The organism is Sanguibacter sp. TS_SC_8 (genome assembly GCF_055361235.1).
The window spans coordinates 3543890-3564810 of the sequence record NZ_CM143955.1; the positions used below are offsets into that span (position 1 = coordinate 3543890).

Annotated in this window: 17 protein-coding genes; 2 read left to right on the forward strand and 15 right to left on the reverse strand. The window is 72.0% G+C overall.

What is annotated here, in order from left to right; genetic code table 11:
- Positions 1 to 68: 68 nt before the first annotated feature.
- The 6 genes from pstS to ACWA15_RS16005 all read right to left on the reverse strand — a co-directional run bounded on the left by pstS (position 69) and on the right by ACWA15_RS16005 (position 7494).
- Complete coding sequence (gene pstS, locus ACWA15_RS15980; RefSeq protein ID WP_464056467.1) at positions 69 to 1796, reverse strand: phosphate ABC transporter substrate-binding protein PstS; 1728 nt, start codon at positions 1794 to 1796, stop codon at positions 69 to 71.
- 41 nt (positions 1797 to 1837) lie between these two features.
- Positions 1838 to 3157, reverse strand: a complete 1320-nt coding sequence (gene pstA / locus ACWA15_RS15985) for a phosphate ABC transporter permease PstA (RefSeq protein ID WP_464056468.1) — start codon at positions 3155 to 3157, stop codon at positions 1838 to 1840.
- Between the two features lie 4 nt (positions 3158 to 3161).
- Positions 3162 to 4187, reverse strand: a complete 1026-nt coding sequence (pstC, locus tag ACWA15_RS15990; protein WP_464056469.1) for a phosphate ABC transporter permease subunit PstC — start codon at positions 4185 to 4187, stop codon at positions 3162 to 3164.
- Positions 4184 to 4513: a hypothetical protein gene (locus ACWA15_RS15995; RefSeq protein ID WP_464056470.1), complete on the reverse strand. Its 330-nt coding sequence runs from the start codon at positions 4511 to 4513 to the stop codon at positions 4184 to 4186. The genes pstC and ACWA15_RS15995 overlap by 4 nt, the downstream gene beginning before the upstream one ends.
- Before the next feature lie 315 nt (positions 4514 to 4828).
- Positions 4829 to 6775, reverse strand: coding sequence for an FtsX-like permease family protein (locus ACWA15_RS16000; RefSeq protein ID WP_464056471.1), 1947 nt, complete (start codon positions 6773 to 6775; stop codon positions 4829 to 4831).
- 8 nt (positions 6776 to 6783) lie between these two features.
- Positions 6784 to 7494 (reverse strand): ABC transporter ATP-binding protein, encoded by a 711-nt coding sequence (locus ACWA15_RS16005; protein ID WP_464056472.1) that lies wholly within the window; start codon positions 7492 to 7494, stop codon positions 6784 to 6786.
- A gap of 150 nt (positions 7495 to 7644) precedes the next feature.
- Here ACWA15_RS16005 and ACWA15_RS16010 point away from each other — a divergent pair, with 150 nt between their 5' ends.
- Both ACWA15_RS16010 and ACWA15_RS16015 read left to right on the forward strand, forming a co-directional pair.
- Positions 7645 to 8316, forward strand: a complete 672-nt coding sequence (locus ACWA15_RS16010) for a PadR family transcriptional regulator (RefSeq protein WP_464056473.1) — start codon at positions 7645 to 7647, stop codon at positions 8314 to 8316.
- Between the two features lie 19 nt (positions 8317 to 8335).
- Positions 8336 to 10117, forward strand: coding sequence for an ABC transporter substrate-binding protein (locus tag ACWA15_RS16015; RefSeq protein WP_464056475.1), 1782 nt, complete (start codon positions 8336 to 8338; stop codon positions 10115 to 10117).
- A gap of 13 nt (positions 10118 to 10130) precedes the next feature.
- On the opposite strand, the gene ACWA15_RS16020 is transcribed toward ACWA15_RS16015, so the two are convergent.
- The 9 genes from ACWA15_RS16020 to dacB form a co-directional block, all read right to left on the reverse strand.
- Positions 10131 to 10613 carry a DUF3180 domain-containing protein gene (locus ACWA15_RS16020; protein WP_464056476.1) on the reverse strand — a complete coding sequence of 161 codons (483 nt, stop codon included), beginning with the start codon at positions 10611 to 10613 and terminating at the stop codon, positions 10131 to 10133.
- Complete coding sequence (gene folK, locus ACWA15_RS16025) at positions 10613 to 12754, reverse strand: 2-amino-4-hydroxy-6-hydroxymethyldihydropteridine diphosphokinase (protein WP_464056477.1); 2142 nt, start codon at positions 12752 to 12754, stop codon at positions 10613 to 10615. The genes ACWA15_RS16020 and folK overlap by 1 nt, the downstream gene beginning before the upstream one ends.
- Before the next feature lie 48 nt (positions 12755 to 12802).
- A complete protein-coding gene (gene folP / locus ACWA15_RS16030) occupies positions 12803 to 13663 on the reverse strand; it encodes a dihydropteroate synthase (protein ID WP_464056479.1) in 861 nt (286 codons plus the stop codon).
- Between the two features lie 23 nt (positions 13664 to 13686).
- Entirely contained in the window at positions 13687 to 14265 is a 579-nt protein-coding gene (gene folE / locus ACWA15_RS16035) for a GTP cyclohydrolase I FolE (RefSeq protein WP_464059542.1), read from the reverse strand.
- Between the two features lie 31 nt (positions 14266 to 14296).
- On the reverse strand, positions 14297 to 16375 hold the full coding sequence (gene ftsH, locus ACWA15_RS16040) for an ATP-dependent zinc metalloprotease FtsH (RefSeq protein WP_464056481.1): 2079 nt from the start codon (positions 16373 to 16375) through the stop codon (positions 14297 to 14299).
- Positions 16376 to 16567: 192 nt separating this feature from the next.
- Positions 16568 to 17122 (reverse strand): hypoxanthine phosphoribosyltransferase, encoded by a 555-nt coding sequence (gene hpt / locus ACWA15_RS16045; RefSeq protein ID WP_464056483.1) that lies wholly within the window; start codon positions 17120 to 17122, stop codon positions 16568 to 16570.
- A 16-nt stretch (positions 17123 to 17138) separates the two neighbouring features.
- A complete protein-coding gene (tilS, locus tag ACWA15_RS16050; RefSeq protein WP_464056484.1) occupies positions 17139 to 18263 on the reverse strand; it encodes a tRNA lysidine(34) synthetase TilS in 1125 nt (374 codons plus the stop codon).
- 57 nt (positions 18264 to 18320) lie between these two features.
- Positions 18321 to 19388 carry a zinc-dependent metalloprotease gene (locus ACWA15_RS16055; protein ID WP_464056486.1) on the reverse strand — a complete coding sequence of 356 codons (1068 nt, stop codon included), beginning with the start codon at positions 19386 to 19388 and terminating at the stop codon, positions 18321 to 18323.
- Positions 19385 to 20794, reverse strand: a complete 1410-nt coding sequence (gene dacB, locus ACWA15_RS16060; protein WP_464056487.1) for a D-alanyl-D-alanine carboxypeptidase/D-alanyl-D-alanine endopeptidase — start codon at positions 20792 to 20794, stop codon at positions 19385 to 19387. The genes ACWA15_RS16055 and dacB overlap by 4 nt, the downstream gene beginning before the upstream one ends.
- Positions 20795 to 20921 lie beyond the last annotated feature (127 nt).

Sequence of the window (20921 nt, forward strand, 5' to 3'; positions counted from 1 at the left end):
GAGCACCGGAGAACCAACACCGGATGAGAGGTGGATGAACGCTCGGGGCCACCCGCGCGATCCCCAGCTCACCCCCGCGGACCGGCGCCCCGGCGCAGCCTCGTCGCTACCAGCGGCGGGGCCACGACCAGGCCGAGCACAAACAACCCCGCCAGGACCATGAGCATCTGCTCGGGCCCCCACCCGCCTGCGGTCGCCAGGCTCACCGGCGTCGCTGACGCCACCCCCCGCGACTGCGCACTCGCCGCCGAGCCGGCCAGTGGCACGCCGTCGGCGTCGAAGAGGGCCGGGTCGACCACCTCGTCCACCACGCCCGTCTCCCCGCTGGCCCCGCCGTCCGCCGGACCAGCCCCGGCGTCCGAGGTACCGGTGTCTACCTGCACCCCGCCGCCGGCCCCGCCGGCCCCCGTATCGGTGGCCACTGCACCCGGTCCGGCGGAAGTCGGCGTGTCGCCCTTGGCACCGGCGGTGCCGGTCGCGCACTGCGTCGAGCCCACCTTGTCGCAGGCCGCCGGCTGCGGCGCGGACTTCGCCAGCTGGTTGTCCGCGGGGCTCTCCCCCGCCTTGAAGGTCGGGTTGTTGCACGCGTTGATGTCCAGCCCGGCCGCCCCCGCCCCCGGGATGCGCTTGATCTGCTCGGCGCCGGCCAGGACGAGGTTCATCGGCAGCGGGGAGTACCCCAGCGCCTCCGCCTGCTGCTGACCCTCGCACAGGAAGTACCGGGCATAGGCACCCAGCGCTTCACCCTTCGCCTCACTGAACGTGCCACCCGGGCGCACCTGGGTCGGGATGATCATGTACGAGTAGCTCGAGAGCGGGTACACCCGTGGGTCCGGGCTGGCGTACACCCCGTCGAGGATCTGGGTGAGGTAGTCGGGAGAGCTCTCGTCCGTGTTGATCTGCGCGGCGAGCAGCGCCACCGCGACCGAGGACGCGGTCGGCTCCACGTAGTACCCGGACTCGTTCAAGAGCTTCGCCACGGGGAAGCCCGCCTTGAGCGCGTAGCTGTACTCGACGTAGGTGATGGCGCCTTCGCCGTAGCCCTGGGAGACGTATCCGGCGACGCCCAGCGAGCCGTTCTGCGCCTTGAAGCCGTCCGCCACGGGGTACTGCGAGGTCAGGCCGCAGGGTGTGGCGCGCCCCACCTTGGCGCAGAAGGCGTTCCACAGGTCACCGTGCCGCTTGGACATCCACATGGTGAACTGCGCGGTGGTCCCCGACCCGTCCGAACGGACCACCGGCGTGATCGCCCGGTCCGGCATCACGAGGCCAGGGTTGTCCGCCTGGATCGCCGGGTCGTTCCACTTGGTGATGACCCCGGTGAACATCTTCGAGACCGTCTGACCGGACAGTCGCAGGTTCGTGACCTGCTTGCCGTTGATCTTGAGGTTGTACATGAACGCCGTCCCACCAGCCACGATCGGCATGTACGCGTAGGTGCCGGTCGGGGCCTGCTCCTGCTCGGTCGTCGCGTCACCCTTGACCTGGAACGGGATCTCGCTCACCGCGAAGTCCACCTGGTTGTTGATGAACTGGCGACGCCCCACGGTTGAGCCGACACCCTCGTAGTTGACGGTCATGGCGTAGTTCGCCTTGACGTTTCTGCGCCACTGGTCGATCGCGTTCTGCGACCACGTCGAGCCCGCCCCGGTGATATGGGCATAGTCGTCGGCCCGGGCCGGGGCCGTGACGGCTCCGGCGCTCACGAGCACGACGAGCGCCAGCAGGAGCGCGGCGAAGGAGAGCTGGGACCTGCGGGCCGGCCGGGTGGCCGGGGACATGAGGGAGGCATGCATGGGGAACTGCCCTTCTGGGACTGGTGGCGTGAGTGGCCCGGTCATGGGGTGGAGCTGTCCGCCGGCGCGGTGGCACGCCCGGGCGAGCCGGCGTCGTCGGCGTCGCGGGCGCCGCGGGCGCCGTCGCGCACGGCGAACCTGGCCGCGTCCTGGCGGGAGGCCCGGGCCACGGCCCGCGCGTGCCGCCGTGAGAGCTGCTGGGGCGACCGCCCGCCCAGCCCGCGCGCGACGGCGAAGAGGATGAGCACGAGGATGAGCAGGACCGCCGCGGTGCCGAAGCCGCGGGCGATGAACGCCGGCTCGGGAGACTTCACGAACTCGAAAACCTGCAGCGGCAGGGAGATCATGGGACCCGAGAGCGGGTTGAGGTTGACCGCGGCGGAGATGCCCGCGGTGAGCAGCACCGGTGAGGTCTCCCCGATCCCGCGGGCGGTCCCCAGGATCACCGCCGTGGCCAGGCCGGGCCGGGCCGTGGGCAGCACCACGTGCCACACGGTGCGCCACTGCGTCGAGCCGAGCGCCTGGCTCGCCTCACGCAGGTTCCCCGGGACCAGGCGCAGCACGACGTCGGCCGCCCGGATGACGATCGGGAGCATCATCACGGTGATCGCGAACGCCGCCGCCAGCCCGGACTTCTGCAGCCCCAGGCCCTGGATCACGGCGGCGTAGATGAACAGGCCGGCGACGATGGACGGCAGCGCGGTCATCGCCTCGACCACGGTCCGCACGAAGGTCGCGAACTTGCCCTTGATCTCGTTGAGGTACACCGCGGTGGACAGCCCCAGCGGAATAGTGATCACCAGGGCGATGCTGATCTGGATGAGGGTGCCAAGGATGGCGTGCAGGATCCCGCCCACGTCGAGCGGGTCGAGGGGGCCGGTCAGCGAGAGGTCCTCGGTGAAGAAGTTCAGGTGCGCCAGGGCCTCGCGGCCCCGGAAGACTGTGAAGACGATGATGAACACCAGCGCGATGAGCAGCGTCGTCGCCGCGGAGGTGAGCATGACCGTCACGATCTTGCTCTTGACCGCCTGCCAGCCCGAGGACAGCCCCGCCAGGAGCGCGTACACGACCACGAAGCCGACGTAGGCGACGAGCAGTGCGCCGAGGACGCCGCTCATGGAGGTCAGCCGCCCGAACAGGAGCGCGGTGATGCACCCCGCGGCGAGCGCCGCCCCGACCACGTCGAGCCGTTCGGCGAGGGTCATGGCCCCCGGGCGGCGGCGCAGGCCGACCTCGATGCCGTCGGCGTCGGGGTCGGGGCGGAAGGTGCGGTGCCCATCGTCGGGCATGGTGCGCGGCGGCGCGATGCGGGACGTTCGGGGTGCGCCCGTCGTCTGTGGTGCGTGCGTCGTCTGGGTCATGAGCTCAGCCCTCGCTCTCGGCGCCGGACCGTGACCGTGCCACGATCGACGACGCAGTGAAGTTCACGATCAGGGTCAGCACGAACAGCGCGAGCCCGGCGGCCATCAGCGCGGACAACGCTCGTTCGCTCGCTTCCCCGTACCGCATGGCGATGAGCGCCGAGACCGAGTTGCCGTTGGTGCGCAGCGGCTGCCACTGGATCTCGAAGACCGGGGAGATGATCATGTAGACGGCGATGGTCTCGCCCAGGGCGCGACCCAGCCCCAGCATCGTCCCGCCGATGATGCCGCCCTTGCCGAAGGGCAGGACCACCGACCGGATCATCCCCCAGCGCGTGGCCCCGAGCGCGAACGCCCCCTCCCGCTCCCCCGCGGGAGCCTGGCTGAACGCCTCACGCATGACCGAGCACTGCGTCGGCACGACCATGAGCGCCACGACGACCCCCGCGATCAACGGGGAGGAGGTGAACAGGTTGGCGCCGGCGAGCGGGTCTGACGGGTCGTAGCCGTCGACCCGGAAGAGCGGGATCCAGCCGAGCCAGGTCGCCAGCCACCGCGAGACCGGGATGACCTGGGCGGTGAGGAAGAAGATCCCCCACAGGCCGAAGACGACGCTGGGTACCGCGGCCATGAGGTCCACCAGTGAGACGAGTGTCTGCTTGAGGCGACCTCGGGCGACCTCGGAGATGAACAGCGCCGCACCGATGCCCAGCGGGACAGAGATCACGAGGGCGATGAGGGCGATCTGCACCGTCCCGAACATCACTGCGACGATCCCGAACCTGCCGATCTCGGGTTCCCAGGTCTGCTCGGTGAAGAAGCTCCACCCCGCGACCTTGAGCGCCGAGCTCGCGCGGATCGCGAGGAAGATCCCGACCGAGGCCATGATGGCGACCACGACGATCCCCACGGTCCAGGAGTATCCCCGGAACACGAGATCCTGGACGTCGCGCGCGGACACCAGCCGGCGACGGCTCTCGGGGCCGGGGAGCACCTTGGGGACGTCAGGCGGGCGCACCGTGGTGGTCATGAGGTGGGAGAGGCGTTGTCACGACCGGCGGGAGATCCCTCGGGCACTGCGGGAACGAGCAGTTCCGCGATGCGCGCCGCGGCAACCTGCTCCCCGTCGAGGCCCTCCTCCACGTGCACCACACCCGAGATCGAATAGTCCGGTGCACGCTCGAGAAACCGCTCGCCCCGGGTGAGGGACGTCGCACGGCGCTCTTGCCCGGAGACGTCGAGGGCCAGCAGGGTCCCCGCTGCGTGGACGTACCAGACCCACCCTCCGAGCTCGGGGATCTCGACCGCGCCGAGGCTGGCACGCGCGTCCCGGGCCTCGGACTGCAGAGCCTGCACGTCCCGCTCCGCGCTGCGCAGATCCTCGAAGGAGCGCGCACCACACGCCAGATGGGTACGGTTCGCAGCGATCAGACGCCACGAGAACGCGTCGACCCCCGGCGTCACGGCCATGTGGAAGCGGGCTACCAGCGCCGGCGAGCCTGGCGCGACCGGTATCTGGGACGGTGGATTCGGCGCATGAAGAGTCGTTCCAGATATGTTGTCACGATGCATGGCAAGTAGATTGGCACGATCTATACGAACAAGTGTGTCTTCGGGTTGAACTCTGCGTGAACGCTGGCCTGGAGCGGCTGGCGCACCGGTGTGTCGCCGTCAGGTCTCGTCGGCCAGCAGCCGCGCGGTGCGGGTCCGCAGGCGCAGCAGCGGCACGACGGCCGCGAGCAGCGAGAGCAGCACCGCCACCAGCACCGCGCCGACCGCCACCACCAGCGAGGACAGCTTGGCGGTCCGGGTGACCAGCGCGATCGTCCCCACGCTCACAGCCGCACCCGTGACCGCGCCCGACGCCGCCAGCAGGACCACCTCGGTGAGGACCAGCCGCGCGACGTGGGCGGGCGACCACCCGATCGCCCGCAGCACCGCGATCTCGCGGCGCTGCTCACGCAGGTCGAGCGCGACGACGTCGACCACGGTGATGCAGCCGAGGACGACGAGAGCGGCGCCCGCGAGCGAGTCCAGCGGGCCCGAGCGCAGCGACACACCGTCCCCGAGGACGGACCCCACGACCGCCCCGGAGGACACGACGGCGACTGCCGTCAGGGCGCCGGTTCCCACCGCGACCGCCAAGGCACCCGACCCGGCGCGGCCACGGGCCCGCCACAGGTTCCCGGCCGCGAAGGACCACGGGGAGCGGGCCTGCCGGGCGAGCGCGGACCGGGCCACGGGCGGGCGCGGTCCAGGCACGACCGGCCCGTGGGCGGTCAACCACACCGGGCGCACCGAGCCCACGCCGAGCAGACCGACCGTCAGCGGGAACGCCACGACGGCCTGCGCCGGGGTCAGCACGACCCCCGTCCAGGGGGCGGCGACCGCGGCGGCGACCATGGCGAGGACTCCGGCAGGAAGCGCGACCACCAGCATCTCCGTCGCCACCATGCGCACGACGGCGAGCGGCGTCCAGCCGAGGGAGACGACCGTGACGATCTCCGCGCGACGCGATCGCATCGAGGCGGCCGCGGAGTTCGCTACGAAGATCAGGGTGAGCGCAACCCCCGCGACGATGAGCACGACTCCTTTGACGTCCAGAGCCGGGACTACCGTCCCGGGCCGCCCCTCCACCCGCACCACGAGCCCGGCCCCCCGGCTCACCTGCTCGGCCACCGTCCGAGCCCGTTCGGTCCGGGCGCCGGCGCCGCGGGTGTCGACGACCTGCAGGCGCACCTCGTGGAACGGCGCCGCCGGTGGGTCCACGTAGGCCGCCGGGTCGAGGAAGGCGGCCAGGTCCGCGACCGAGACGACGACGTACCCGTCCGCGGGACGTATCCCGAGATCGTCGGCCGCAGCACCCAGGACGGCGCTCAGCGCGCGTACGTCGAGCGTCCCCACCGCCTGCAGCGAGCGCGGTGCCGTCAACGGCGACGCGCTCGTGGGAGGGGCGCGGCTCACGGTCCCGTCGAGCGCGGTGTACGTCTGCACGAGGGCCCGAGCCCCACCCGCGTGCTCTGTGAGCACCCGTGCCCCCACGGCCGGGTCCCACGTGGCCACGAGCGCAGGGACGTCACCGGCGACCCGATCGGCCGCAACCGTGTCGAGAGGGGTGCCCGCGGTCAGCGCGGAGGACAGCCCGAGGTCCTCGTCAGCCCCGGTCGAGATCGCGACCAGCACCAGCTCGATGGATGGTCCCGGTTCGCCGGAGGGCGCGGTGTCGGGCAGCGTCCAGACGAGGGCGCGCTGGCCCGGCACACGTTCCCAGGTGCCGGCCGGCCGGGGTTGCGCTCCACCGGCAGGGAGCTCGACCGTCCCCAGGACCGCGATCGCGACCCCGCGCCGGACCTCCGCCATCGTCGACATCTGCGTCACCTGCAGCGCCGTGATCGTCGGCGTGGACACCGACGGGCTGCTCACCACGACGTCCCACGCCTGCGCCGCGGCGGGGGCGCCGGTCGTGCGCGCTGGCAGCGGTCCCAGGGCCAGCCGCGGCTGTGTGATGGCGGCGGCGAGGATGGTGAACGACACCGATGCCAGGACGACGCCGAGTGCGACCACGAGCAGCCGACCCTTGCTGCGGCCCACCTCTGCCCGGAGGAGCCGGCCGCGCACCCCGGCGATCAGCCGAGCCCGGTGACCCGGCGCAACAGCGCGTCGGGGTCTGAGGGGGCGATCCGCGTGTCGCGGACGACCGCGCCGTCGAGCATCCGCATCTGGCGTCCGCACTGTGCTGCCACCGTCGGGTCGTGCGTGGCGAGCAACAGTGTGAAGCCCCAGTCCTGGGCAAGCGTGGTGATCAGGTCGAGGATCTCCTCCCCGGTCCGTGAGTCGAGGGCGCCGGTCGGTTCGTCGGCGATGAGCAGGCGGGGGCGCACGACGAGAGCCCGCGCGATCGCCACGCGCTGCTGCTCACCTCCGGAGAGCTGCCCAGCCACCATGTGCTCTGAACGCGAGACCCCGACGGACTCGAGCAGCTCGTTGGCCCACCGGACGTCGTCGCGGTGCACCCGGCCCACGAGCAGGGGGGCGAGGACGTTGTCCACCGGGGACAGGTGGCCCAGCAGGCGGTACTGCTGGAAGACGAACCCGATCCGGCGGCGGAACCGTGCCGCCGCGTGGCGGGTGAGCGTGTGCACGTCGACCCCGCCGACCACGACCCGACCGGAGTCGGGGGTGTCCAGCCCTCCGACGAGGTGCAGCATCGACGACTTGCCCGCGCCCGACGGCCCGGTGACAGCCACCGTCTCACCCGGTTCGACGTCGAAGGAGACCCCGTCCACCGCTCGCACGAGGGAGCGACCCTGGCGGAAGGTCCGCGTGACGCTACGCATGACGACCCACGCACCGGCCCCTGCCCCGTCACCGACCATCTGCTGATGATGATGGGCACAGATGAACGCACGGCAACGATCTGCCGAACACCGTCCGTGCGCATCCAGGCAGTGCGGACGGCCCCGTGGATCGCCCCTAAACTGGGCTGCATGCCACTCCAGCATGCAGTCCTCGCGCTTCTCGACGAAGGTCCGAGCTACGGCTACGAGCTCAAGGCCAACTTCGAGGCTGCCGTGGGGCCCCAGTGGGGCGGCCTCAACATCGGGCACATGTACCAGATCCTTGAGCGCCTCTCCCGCGACGCGCTCATCGCGATGTCGCACACGATCACCCAGGAGAACCGACCAGACCGCTCGATCTTCGAGATCACCGACGCCGGTCGAGCCGAGCTCGCCCAGTGGCTCGCGGACCCGACGACCCGAGCATCGGGCTACCGGGACGACTTCATCCTCAAGATCCTCGCCGCCGGCCAGCGTGGGCCAGATGCGGTCCGGGCGGTCTGCGCGGTGCAGCGGGAGTCGCGGATGGCCGAGCTCGCGGCGTTGCGCACCCTGCGTCGCGCCCACGCGAACGAGCCCCTCTCGGCACTGACCATCGAGGCGGCCATCCTGCACACCCAGGCCGACCTCAAGCTCATCGAGGCGGCCGACGAACGCGCCGACTCACCGCTGCTGGCACTCCCGACGACACAGGCCAGACACGATGGCGCCACGGTGGACAGCAGGTCCGAGACCGAGCAGCCGATGCGGGCGACCGGTACCTCGGGCCCCGAGCGCGCGGCTGGGGTCGTGGGCATCACCTCCAGGCGCGGCACCCGGTAGAGGAGTGCGCCGTCTGGGGGTGACAGGCCGATCCGGGACGACCGTCGTGGACGCAGCAGCGGGCCGATCGGCGCTGGCCGGCATCCTCGTCGTCGTGCTGGTCTCGCTCGTGGCCGGATGCGCGCCGGCAGGGTCCGACCCGCCTCGGCGCGGAGGCAACCTGACGATCGTCCTGCTCCCGGGGGCTCTCGAGCATATCGATCCCCAGCGGTTGGACGACCCCGAGACCGCCGCCCTGCTCGGCGCCTACGTCTTCCGGACCCTCATGGCCTACCCCGCCACGGCCGGGACCACGTCCCGGACCGTCGTGCCGGACCTCGCCGTCGGCGCACCCGACGTCTCGACCGACCGCACGACGTGGACCTTTCGCCTGCGCGCTGGCGTCTCTTTCGACAACGCCAGACCTTTGACCTGCGCCGACGTCAAGCACGGCGTGGCCCGCAACTTTGCGCGCGAGCTCGGCAACGACGGCAGCGGTGCCGTCTCGATTCTCGCCGTCCCGCGCGACGGCGACGGCGGGTCCCTCTACCTCGGTCCGTACACGACGCAGTCACCTGCTGGTTCGGCGGCCTTCGACGAGGCGGTGGCCTGCGCCCCGGACGGGTCGTCGATCACCTTCCGCCTGCGCGAGCCCACCGGGAACTTCGACGCGTGGGTGGCCCGCCCTGCCTTCGCGCCGGTGCCCGTCGAGTCGGACATCGGCCTGCGGTACGAGGAGCGCCCGGTGGGGACCGGACCGTACCGGGTCGAGGAGCGCACCGACGGCCGTGTGCAGCTGGTCCGCAGCTCCCAGTGGGACGGGCACGGCGACGCCCAGCGTCCCGCCTACCCGGATGTCATCACGGTCATCGAGGACGGCGACTCGGACCTCGCCACCCGTCAGATCCTGGCCGGCACGGCCGACGCCGCGGGCAGGACGGTCGGCGCGGCGATCTCCGCGCCGCTGTTCGACGCGCTCGTCGCCGAGGGCAGCCTCACGACCGATCCGGTACCCGCGGCCGGGGCCGTGGCGCACAGGACCGCCTCCAGCGTCACGGTGGCGAGCGGTCCGGACGGTTGGGAACGCCACCTGTCGATCGACGTCCGCCGGGTCACGGACGCCGCTGCCCGCACCGCCATCCAGCTCGCCGTCGACCGTGTCCGGGTCCGCGACGTTCTCACCGGGCCAGCTGGCGGGGACCTCACCGGCTCGATGCTCCCGCCCGGGCTCGTACCCGACGGCGCAGGACAGGGGGTGTGGGCCGCGCTCGGGGACGCTCCGGACCGCGGCGACCAGGCCGCGGCGCGGACCCTGCTCCAGGGCGCGCAGACCCCGCCCGGCCCGCTCACCCTCGATCATCCCGACACTGCACCGGACACGGCGGCGGCCGCGGCGGTCGCGGCGGACCTGCGGGCCGTCGGCCTTGAGGTCACCACCCGGCCGATCCCGCTGACCGGCTACGCCGAGCACCTGCGATCCCGCGATCTCACCGGAGAGCTGGTCATGGTCGACTACGCGCCGGACCCGCTGTCAGGAGCTCAGACCGTCCAGGACCTGCTGGCCGGGGACGGGGACCTCAACGTCTCTCGATGGGGTGACGAACGCTCAGAGCTGGCCATCGACGTCGTCCGCGCGTCCACCGAGCAGGATCTGCGCGAGGCGGGTGCCGCCACGATCGTCGGCGAGGCGCTGCTCGACGGCGCGGCAGTACCGTTGGTCTCCTACCGCACCGTACGGGTCGCGGGGGGCGACGTGGGAGGCGCAGCGCTCAACCCGGGAACCGGCGGCTGGGCGTTCGCCGACCTCTGGGTGCGTGGCTGAGAGACCGCTGAGGTCAGCGTCGGGAGTCCCCGTCGCCGAGCCCGGCCGGTGCCCCGTCGCTCGGCGGGGGCAGCTGGCAGAACCGTTCGGCGATGACCCCCGCGACGCTGAGCACGATCGCGCACAGTGCCGCTGTCCCGGCCGCGAGGGCCCGGGACTGCTGGGACTCGAACTGCAACCGGCCCAGCGTCAGCAGCAGCTGCCCGCCGTACCAGCCGAGCAGCAGCGCTCCGGTGAGCGAGGCCGCCTTGGCGAGCGCCGCCGTGCGTGCGGCGCGCAGGGCGTCCAGAGAGGGCCGGCGGCCGCGCTGGTAGGCCCGGACCGCCAGTGCCATCCACAGCACGACGACGGCGAGCACCACGAGCACGGGTCCCACGACCCAGGGCACTGCACCTAGATGGGTGCCCTGGCGTTCCAGGACGACGAGCACCCCCCACGTGAGCGCCAGCGAGACGGCGGCCACGAGGGCGAGCACGGAGACCTTCGTGCGGCTCATCAGGCTGGCGGCGCGGGCGGTACGACGGTCGGAATCCCGGAGGTGACCGGCTGGGCCGAGGGTGAGGGGGGGATCGAGGCGGGAGCCTGGGCAGCCGGCTCGGACTCCTGCAGCCAGTCGAGGGCCAGCCACCGGATGCCGTCGCGGTCCGGGGCCGTCGCCGCCAGCGCACCGACGGGGCCGCCGCCCAGCCCGGGCAGGACCGCGTCGGGGGTGACGTGCGCCCACGGCGCCAGGACGAAGGCCCGCTCGTTGGCGCGAGGGTGGGGGACCTCCAGGTCGTCGCTGGAGTGGACCAGCGCCCCGTAGGCGATGATGTCGATGTCGAGGGTGCGCGGCCCCCAGTGCTCGAGTCGCTCGCGTCCGTGGTCGGCCTCGATGCTCTGGCACACGTGGAGCAGGTCGCGCGGGGAGAGCGTGGTCGTGGCCAGGACGACAGTGTTGAGGAAGTCCGGCTGCTCAGGTCCACCGACCGCAGCCGTCCGCGCGAGCGGACCGACCGTCGTGATCGTCAGCGCGGAGACCGCACCCAGACCGAAGACGGCCCGGCGCAGGGTGTCCTGCGCATCACCGAGGTTGGCTCCGAGGGCGATGACCACCTCGACCGGCTCAGCCGGTGCGGCGTCCATCCGGTCGAAGGCCCGAGGAACGACCGTCGTGTCGTCCGGGGACCCGGCGTCGTCGGTCGGGTCCTCGTCGGCCGGGTCCTCGTCGGCCGGGTCCTCGTCGGTCAGGTCCTGGTCGGTCGGGTCCGCGGCGTGCAGCCCCGGCACGGCGGCCAGGTCGTCGGAAGCGTCCTCGGCGGCGGCGTGCTCACCGGCGGGGTACTCGTCGGCAGCGTGCTCACCGGCGAGGTACTCGTCGGCAGCGTGCTCACCGGTGACGGGTTCGAGAACAACGGTCTCGGCGGCGTCCGGCTCGAACTCGACGGGTTCGAGAACAGCGGTCTCGAACTCTGCAGGCTCGAACTCGACGGGTTCGAGAACAGCGGTCTCGAACTCTGCAGGCTCGAACGCGACGGGCTCGAGAACAGCGGTCTCGACTGAAGAGGGTTCGGATCCGAGCGCGTGCGGATCGGCAGCACCGTCCGGGGAGGTCGGACTCACCGAGGAGGCGGCGTCGAGCAGGACATCCGGGGCCCGGCCCGCGGAGATGTCGGCCATGCCGAACACCTCGGGGCGGCGCGACTGCTCGGACAACCTGGCCTGCTCGGCGAGCACCTGCTCGTCGAGGGGAGGCAGGACAACCGTTGCGTCGAACCTGAGGTCTGTGGTGATCGGAGCAGGCTCGGCGACCGGGGGCGGGGGTACCGGTCCCACCTCGGGGACCGGCGCACTCTCGTCCTCGAGCGGGGCGTCGAGCGGCCCGTCGAAGGGGGCGTCGAGCGGCGCATCCAAGGGAGCCGTGAGCGGCGCGTCCAGGGGCGCGTCCAGCGGTGTGCTGCTCACGCTCGCCGGGCGCGAGATGACGACGGGCAGTCCTGTCCCGACCACCGGGACGGGCGCCCGCCACTGCGGCGCGGCGACCTCCTCGACGCGGGCCGCCTCAGGCTCAGGCTCGCTGTCTCCAGCCTCGACGGCCTCCATGGCCGAGAAGCTCTCGACCTCCTCGACCTGCTCGATGTCCTCGGTCTCAGTGGCGTCGTCGGGGACGGCATCAGCCGGGGCGGCATCGACCGGAGCAGCGGCATCGAGCACCGGCGCGGCGTCGACCGGCGACGCGACGACGGGCGCGTTGATCCGGTCGCGGTGGATGACCACGACGACGTCGGCGAACGGTACCGGGATGGGCGCCTGTGGCTTGTGGACCGTGACGTCGACGGAGATCACGGACGGGCGGGCCAGCACCGCTGCCGCGATCTGCTCGGCGACCGTCTCGATGAGGTTGACCGGGGCGCCCGAGAGGATGTCGGCGACGTCCTGGGCCACGAGGGCGTAGTTGACGGTCTCGGTGAGGTCGTCGCCGTGCGCGGCCGCCCGGGTGTCCAGGTACAGCGTGACGTCGGCGCTGAAGTCCTGCCCCGCGAGCCGCTCGCTCTCGAGCACACCGTGGAACCCGCGGGCCGCGATCCCCGCGATGCGGATCTGATCGAGCGGGTATCCGCTGCTGCCAAGCACCGATCGCTGCACCAGCGTGCTCATGGGTGGTCCTGTCCTGTGTCGTCGACGGTGACTCATGTGTGAAGAATCCTATGTGCCGCGAGCGTGCATCCACGCCTGGGCCACCCGGACGGCATCATGCGTGCCGGGTACATCGTGCACCCGGACGCACCAGGCGCCCGACATCGCTGCCAGCGTACTCACTGCGGCGGTCGCGCGGTCGCGCGCGAGGGGAGGGACCGGCACGCCGTCCTCCCCGGCCAGCAGGTGACCCAGGAACCGTTTGCGGGAGGCACCCACGAGCACGGGCAGCCCGAGGTCGGTGAGCTCGTCGAGCCGGGCCAGCAGCGGCCAGTTCGCCGCGCCGGCCTTGGAGAACCCCAGGCCCGGGTCGAGCACGATCTGCGACCGCGCGACCCCAGCGGCCTCGAGCGCAGCCACCCGCTCGGCCAGCTCGGCCCGCACGTCCCGGACCACGTCGTCGTAGTGCTCGAGGTCGTCCATCACGTCCGCAGGCCCGCGCCAGTGCATGACGACGTAGACGACGCCGGTCCGCGCGACCACCTCCGCCATGCCCGGGTCGGCGAGGCCGCCGGACACGTCGTTGATGATCTGCGCTCCTGCGGCGACCGCCCGCTCGGCGACGCGGGCCCGGGTGGTGTCCACCGAGACGACGGCGCCGCTCGCGGCCAGCGCGCTGATCACCGGGATCACCCGGGCCAGCTCGTCCTCGACGGTGACCCGGGCTGAGCCGGGACGGGTCGACTCTCCACCGACGTCGAGGATGTCGGCGCCCTCGGCGATCAGCTGCGCACCGTGGGCGATGGCGGCGGACGGCTCGAACCACTCCCCCCCGTCGGAGAAGGAGTCCGGGGTGACGTTGACGACCCCCATGACGAGGGTCCGGCCGGCGGCGCTCAGATGGTCGGGCAGTGCCCTGGCGGACGACATGTCTGGCTCCGTCCGTCGAACCGTCAGCGGCCGATGATGAGGCTCATGGCCTCGGCGCGGGTCGCACCGTCGCGCATCTGCCCACGGACCGCGGAGGTGACGGTACGGGCCCCCGCCTTGCGCACACCACGCATCGACATGCACAGGTGCTCACACTCGACGACGACGATCACGCCCCGCGGGGAGAGGAACTCCACGAGGGCGTCGGCGATCTGGGCGGTCAGGCGTTCCTGGACCTGGGGGCGCCGGGCGAAGACGTCGACGAGGCGGGCGAGCTTGCTCAGCCCGGTGACGCGTCCGTCCAGCCCCGGGATGTACCCGACGTGGGCCACCCCGTGGAAGGGCACGAGGTGGTGCTCGCAGGTGGAGTACACCTCGATGTCCTTGACGAGGATCATCTCCTCGTGGCCGCCGATGTCGAAGAGCGTCTGCAGCACGTCTGCGGGGTTCTGGTACAGGCCGGCGAAGGTCTCCGCGTAGGCGCGGGCCACCCGCCCGGGGGTGTCGACCAGACCTTCGCGGTCAGGGTCCTCCCCGACAGCGAAGAGCAGCTCACGGACGGCCGCCTCGGCCCGGGCGAAGTCCACCTCGACGGCGGGCATGGGTGCCTCGTTCGGATCGGTCACGTCGTCCTCACTCGCTCGCGTCGTCGGGCTGGTCGGAGACCGGCTTGGCCAGGTTCACCGGACCGACCTTGCCACCCGGGGGGACCTCCCGGACGGCCTCTGCCGGGTGCTCCTCGCGGGCGGCCGCAGCCTCGTCCTCGGGGATCACCGGACCGTCGCCGTGCGCGATCCGCTCCGCCTCGGTGAGCACCGGGGGACGGTCGGAGACCGCGCGCTGCTCGCTCGAGAGCCACACCTCACGCGGGGCACGCTTGACGACCGGGGTGAAGATCGCGGCGAGCTCGGCCTGGTTGAGCGTCTCCTTCTCGAGGAGCTCCAGCACGAGGTGGTCGAGCACGTCGCGGTACTCCACCAGCACCTCCCAGGCCTCGTCGTGCGCAGACTCGATGAGCTTGCGGACCTCGTGGTCGACCGTCCCGGCGACCGACTCGGAGTAGTCGCGCTGGTGGCCCAGGTCGCGGCCCATGAACGGCTCGGCCGAGCCCTGGCCGAGCTTGATGGCACCGACCCGCTCGCTCATGCCGTACTCGGTGACCATCTTGCGAGCCGTGGCGCTGGCCTTCTCGATGTCGTTCGAGGCACCGGTGGTCGGGTCGTGGAAGACGATCTCCTCCGCGACGCGCCCACCCATGGCGTAGGCGAGCTGGTCGAGCAGCTCGTTGCGGGTGGTGGAGTACTTGTCCTCGGTGGGCATGACCATCGTGTAGCCCAGCGCGCGCCCACGGGGCAGGATCGTCACCTTCGTGACGGGGTCGGTGTACCGCATGGCGGCCGCGACGAGCGCGTGACCACCCTCGTGGTACGCCGTGATCTTCTGCTCCTTGATGTTCATGATCCGGGTGCGCTTCTGCGGGCCGGCGATGACACGGTCGATCGCCTCGTCGAGGGCGCGGTCGTCGATGAGCTGGGCGCCGGAGCGCGCCGTGAGCAGCGCCGCCTCGTTGAGCACGTTGGCGAGGTCCGCGCCGGAGAAGCCGGGGGTGCGTCGGGCCACGGCCCGCAGGTCGACGTCGTCGACGATCGGCTTGCCCTTGGCGTGCACGTGCAGGATGTCGGTGCGGCCCTGCAGGTCCGGTGCCTCGACGGCGATCTGGCGGTCGAAGCGTCCCGGGCGCAGCAGCGCCGGGTCGAGGATGTCGGGTCGGTTGGTCGCGGCGATGAGGATGACGTTCGCCTTGACGTCGAAGCCGTCCATCTCCACGAGAAGCTGGTTGAGCGTCTGCTCGCGCTCGTCGTGCCCGCCGCCCATCCCGGCGCCGCGGTGGCGACCGACCGCATCGATCTCGTCGACGAAGATGATCGCCGGAGCGCTCTCCTTGGCCTGGGCGAAGAGGTCGCGGACGCGGGAGGCACCTACGCCGACGAACATCTCGACGAAGTCGGAGCCGGAGATCGAGTAGAACGGGACACCGGCCTCGCCGGCGACCGCGCGGGCGAGCAGCGTCTTACCGGTTCCGGGAGGACCGTAGAGCAGGACACCCTTGGGGATCTTCGCGCCGACGGCGAGGAACTTGGCGGGCTCGGAGAGGAACTCCTGGATCTCGCGGAGCTCCTCCACGGCCTCGTCCGCCCCGGCGACGTCGTCGAAGGTCACCTGCGGGGTGTCCTTCGTGGCCAGCTTGGCCTTCGACTTGCCGAAGCCCATCACCCGCGAGCCGCCACCCTGCATGCGGGACAGGATGAAGTAGAAGATCACGCCGATGATGAGGAAGGGGATGATCACCGAGAGCATCGAGGTGAGGAACCCGGCGCGGGCCACCTCGGAGTTGAAGCCCTTCTCCGGGTCGGCGCGGGTCACGGCGTCGACGACCTGCTCACCCTGCGGCTGGACGTAGTAGAACTCGACGCTCGTGCCGAAGTCCTCCTCGCCCACCGTGTAGGGCTCGGACAGGGTCAGCTGGACGCGCTGGTCGCCGTCGACGAGGAGGGCCTGCTCGACCGTCCCGCCGTCGAGCAGAGCAAGGCCGGCTGAGGTGTCGATCTTGGAGACCTTGACCCCGAACAGCGTGGTGAGCGCAAAGCCGAGGATCACCAAGCCCAGGATGATCCACAAGAATGGCCCGCTCAAAAGACGCTTCATGTTCATCGTCGACGGGGGTACACCCCGCATCCTTCCGCTCGCGCACTGGTACGTCGTCGAAAATACACGTCTCACCTGACATTTGACTGTCAAAATGGCCGCTGTTCGCCCAGGGCAGGATGAGGCGAACGTCCCGGAGGGAGGCGACAGTGAATCAGTGCACGTTCAGCGGGCACCCAGCGACTGGTTGAAAAGCGCTCAGCTTGAGTAGACGTGCGGCGCCAGCGTGCCCACGAAGGGCAGCGTGCGGTACTTCTCGGCATAGTCGAGGCCGTAGCCGACGACGAACTCGTTGGGGATGTCGAATCCCACGTAGCGGACATCCACCTCGACCTTGGCGGCGTCCGGCTTGCGCAGCATGGCTGCGACCTCGACCGAGGCCGGCCGTCGGCTGCGCAGGTTGGAGATGAGCCAGGACAGGGTCAGCCCGGAGTCGATGATGTCCTCGACGATCAGCACGTTCCGACCGGTGAGGTCGGCGTCGAGGTCCTTGAGGATGCGCACGACGCCGGAGGACTTGGTCCCCGAGCCGTAGGACGACACCGCCATCCAGTCCATCTCGACGCCCTGGTGCTGGATCCGCCGGGACAGGTCGGCCATGACCATGACCGCTCCCTTGAGCACACCGACGAGCAGCAGGTCTTTGCCCGCGTAGTCGGCGTCGATGCGTTCGGCCAGCTCATCGAGCTTGGCGGTGATCTGCTCCTCGCTCAGCAGGACGTGGTCGATGTCGCCGGTCTGGGCAGATCCCACGGGGAGAGCTCCTTGATCAGTTGAGAAGGTGTTCAAGCACTAGCCTGCCACAGTCCCGGCGTCCTTCGACCGCCCCGGGCAGCTGGATGGGTCCCTGACCACGCCAGTCGGTGACGAGGCGGTCGAGCTCGAGGACGTGCGACCTGGCGAGCGTGCCTGCGGGGCAGCCCACCTCCAGCGCCGCGCGGCGCAGCGCCCGGGTGCGGACCGCGGCCGGGGAACCGGCCAGCTCGGTGACGTCGAGCACGTCGAGCACGTCCCAGCCGGGGCGGCCCGCAACCGGCCCGCCGCCCTCCGGCCCGGCGGCCGACCGCGCGCGGTCGAGCAGCGCCGCGGCATAGCCAGACAGCGCGGTGTCGTCCTCGTCGAGCTGGGCGGCGGTCCGGGTGAGGGCGGCGACCACGCCCGGCCCGAGCACGTCGTCGAGCAGGGGAAGGACGCGGGCGCGGACCTGGGAGCGCAGGGGCGCGCCGGGGTGGTCCCCGGCGTTGGTCGGGTCGTGCCAGAACTCCAGGCCGGCCGCCCGGCAGATCTCCTCGGTGTCGGTGCGGCGCAGGTCGAGGAACGGTCGGCGCAGCGCACCGACCTCGGCGCGCATCCCGGCCAGGGATCGTGCCCCCGAGCCCCGGGCCAGGCCCAGCAGCACGGTCTCGGCCTGGTCGTCCGCCGTGTGACCGAGCAGGATGGCGCGCGCGCCGAGCCGCTCGGCGGCGGCGTGCAGCGCGCGGTAGCGGGCCGTGCGGGCGGCGCCCTCCGGGCCGCCGTGGCCCGGTCCGGCGGGCACCGCTGTGCGGGTGACCTCGACGGGATCGAGGCCCAGCGAGCGGCACTGGTCGGCCGCCCTCGCCGCGACCGCCGCGGACCCGTCCTGCAGGGCGTGGTCCACGATCACCGCACCGGCCCGCAGGCCCAGGCGGGGGGCGAGGAAGGCGGTCGTCGCCGCGAGCGCGAGGGAGTCCGCCCCGCCCGAGCAGGCGACCAGGACGAGCGGGACGGGCGGGACGAGCGGGCGACCGGGCGTGGGTTCCGCAGCACCACCCGCACCGGTCCCCCCGTCGGGACCCGCCGCTCCCCCGAGGTCCGCGACGGCAGCCCGGAGCGCCAGCCGGGCCTGCGCGACGGCGCGGGGCGGCCCGCTCACCGCCCCGCCACCGGGTGCGTCCCCGCCATGCCCGCGGCGCAGCCGGGCAGGGGCGTCTCAGCCATGGACCCGGCGCACCCACGCGATCGGGTCGGCGATCTCCCGGGCGGTGGGCAGCGTCTGCGGCCCGGACCAGACCGCGTTCAGCCCGGTCGTGCCGACCTCCGCGGTCACCGCCCGCACGAAGACCGCCCCGCCCCGGTACTGCTCCATCTTGGCGTCCATGCCCATGAGCCGGCGCAGCACGCCGTCGCGGCCCTGGCCCGTCGCGCTCCGCTTGTCGAACTTCGCCCGGATGGATCGCACGCTGCGCACGACCGACGGGCCGACCTCGTCCATCGCGACGTCGGCGTGGCCCTCCAGGAGCGACATGATCGCGGTGATCTCCTCGAAGGTCACCCGCTGGGCCGGGGTGAGCAGCCCGTCGATGAGCTGGGCACCCTCCCGCCCGCGCACCGCGGCGTAGACCGCGCGGACGAAGGCTCCCACCCGGACGGTGGCCTGCCACGGCGACTGCGACACCTCACCGATCCCGGAGACCAGCGCCCGGGTGCGGGTGCGCAGGTGTTCGGTCAGCCACGGCGCGGCGGCGAACTGGAGCGCGTGGGTCTGCTCGTGCAGGCACACCCAGAGCCGGAAGTCCTCGGGCCGCACCTGCATCTCCCGCTCGACGTGCAGCACGTTCGGCGCCACCAGCAGCAGCTCGCCGGGTGCCGCGGCGTACGGGTCGAACTGGCCGAGGATCTTCGTGGACATGAAGGCCAGGGCCGCGCCGACCTCCGCGCTCGCGGCGAGCTCGGCGGCCAGCGGCACCGCCCTGCCCGACGGCGCGCGCAGGGCTCCGGTGGTCATCGCCGCCATGGACGCGGCGCCGGCCTGGGCCCAGCGGGCCCGGTCGACGACCCGGACGGTGGACAGCGGCTCGGTGGACAGGTCCCGTCCGTCGGCGGGCAGCAGCCCGGTGATCGTGGCGACCGGCCCGACCGCTCGACCGGCAGCCCGCCGCAGCGAGGCGACGAGGTCCTCGATCTCCCCGCGGGACGCCACCGGGCCGGGGGGCACGAGCCGCCCGGCGATCTGGGCGGCGTCGGCCCAGTCGACGAGCTCCCGCTCGGACACGCTCATCGGCAACCGCAGGCCGCAAGGTTGGCGACGAAGTCGTCGATCGCTGCGCGAGGTCCCCACTGGCCGCCGTCGGGCGTCTGGTCGGCCATGATGACGAAGGTGAGCTGACGGTTGTCAGCGCTCAGCGCCGTGCCGGCCAGCGACGTGACGTGCGGGAGGGAGCCGGTCTTGGCCCGGACCAGGCCGCGGGCCTCTGAGCTGAGGAACCGGTCGTCGAGCGTGCCGTCCAGCCCTGCGACCGGCATGCCGATGATGGCGGGGCGCAGCTGGGGGTGGGCGGGGTCGGCCATGAGGTCGAGGACCTGGAGCATCGTCGTGGCAGACAGGCGTGAGCCGTCGGCCAGGCCGCTGCAGTCGGTCAGGACAGCCCCGGACGTGTCGACGCCCAGGTCCGTGAGCTCGTTGAGCACCGCCGTGGTCGAGCCCTCGAAGGACCCGGGCAGGCCCGCCTCGACCGCCACGATCCGCCCGACCACCTCGGTGATCGTGTTGTCGGAGGTGTGCAGGAAGTACTGGACGATCTCACCCATCGGGGCGGAGTCGACAGTGGCGATGACCCGGGCGTCCTTGATCGCCGCCCCGCGGGTCGGCGCACCGTCCACGGTCACCCCATGGACGGCCAGGGCCGCGACGAAGGCGTTCGCGGCTGCGAGCCCGGGGTCGGCGTCGCGGGGGGCGTACTCCCCGGGGGAGAGCCGCCCGGTGTCCACCGCGAGGGCAGCGACCGGGGCCGCGTAGCCCAGGCTCGGCATGTTCGCCTCCCACAGGCCCGTCGACGAGCCGGTGAAGAGCGTGTCGTCGAGGGTCAGCGTGACGGTCGTGGTGCCGGCCAACGCCAGCTCCCTGGCCACCTGGGCGGCGAGGTCGTCCAGGCCGGCGTGCCCGGAGACGGCAGCGGGGTCCCCGGCGCCGGCGGAGAGCATCATGTCCCCGCCACCGACGAGGGCGATGGTGCCCGGGGCGGACTGGGTGACCGTCGTCGTCAGCACATGGTCGTAGCCGACCGCGCTCAGCGCCGCGGCCGCGGTGAGCAGCTTCTGGATCGAGGCCGGGACGCGCGGCACCTCGGGCGAGGCTGAGGCCAGCACCTGCCCGGTCAGGGCGTCGGCGACGACCACCCCGGTCGAGGTCCCCATCCGGGGGTCGGCGACGAACGTGTCGACTGCCGCCTGGAGGGTTGCCGCGTCCGGGACCGGCGCTGCGGCGTCGAGCACCTCGAGGGTGTCCCGGGGGGACGGTCCGGGGATAGCGGCCGGGGCGGTGGGGAAGGGGGCCGCCGGGGCGGGCTCCGGGCCCAGGGTGAGGATCCCGGGAAGGATGTCGCGGGCGTCCGCCCAGGCGTAGCCGCCCAGCACGACGAGCGCGGCGGCGATCGTCCCCGCGACGACGCGTCCCATCAGCGCCATGAAACAGTCACCTTCACGCCTCCAGGATATGGTCCACGCGCGGATGCATGCGCTCCCGAGTCACACTAGGTCACGACCAGCATCACATCAGGTACCTTCCGCGAACCGCCACGATGTCGTCTAGTCT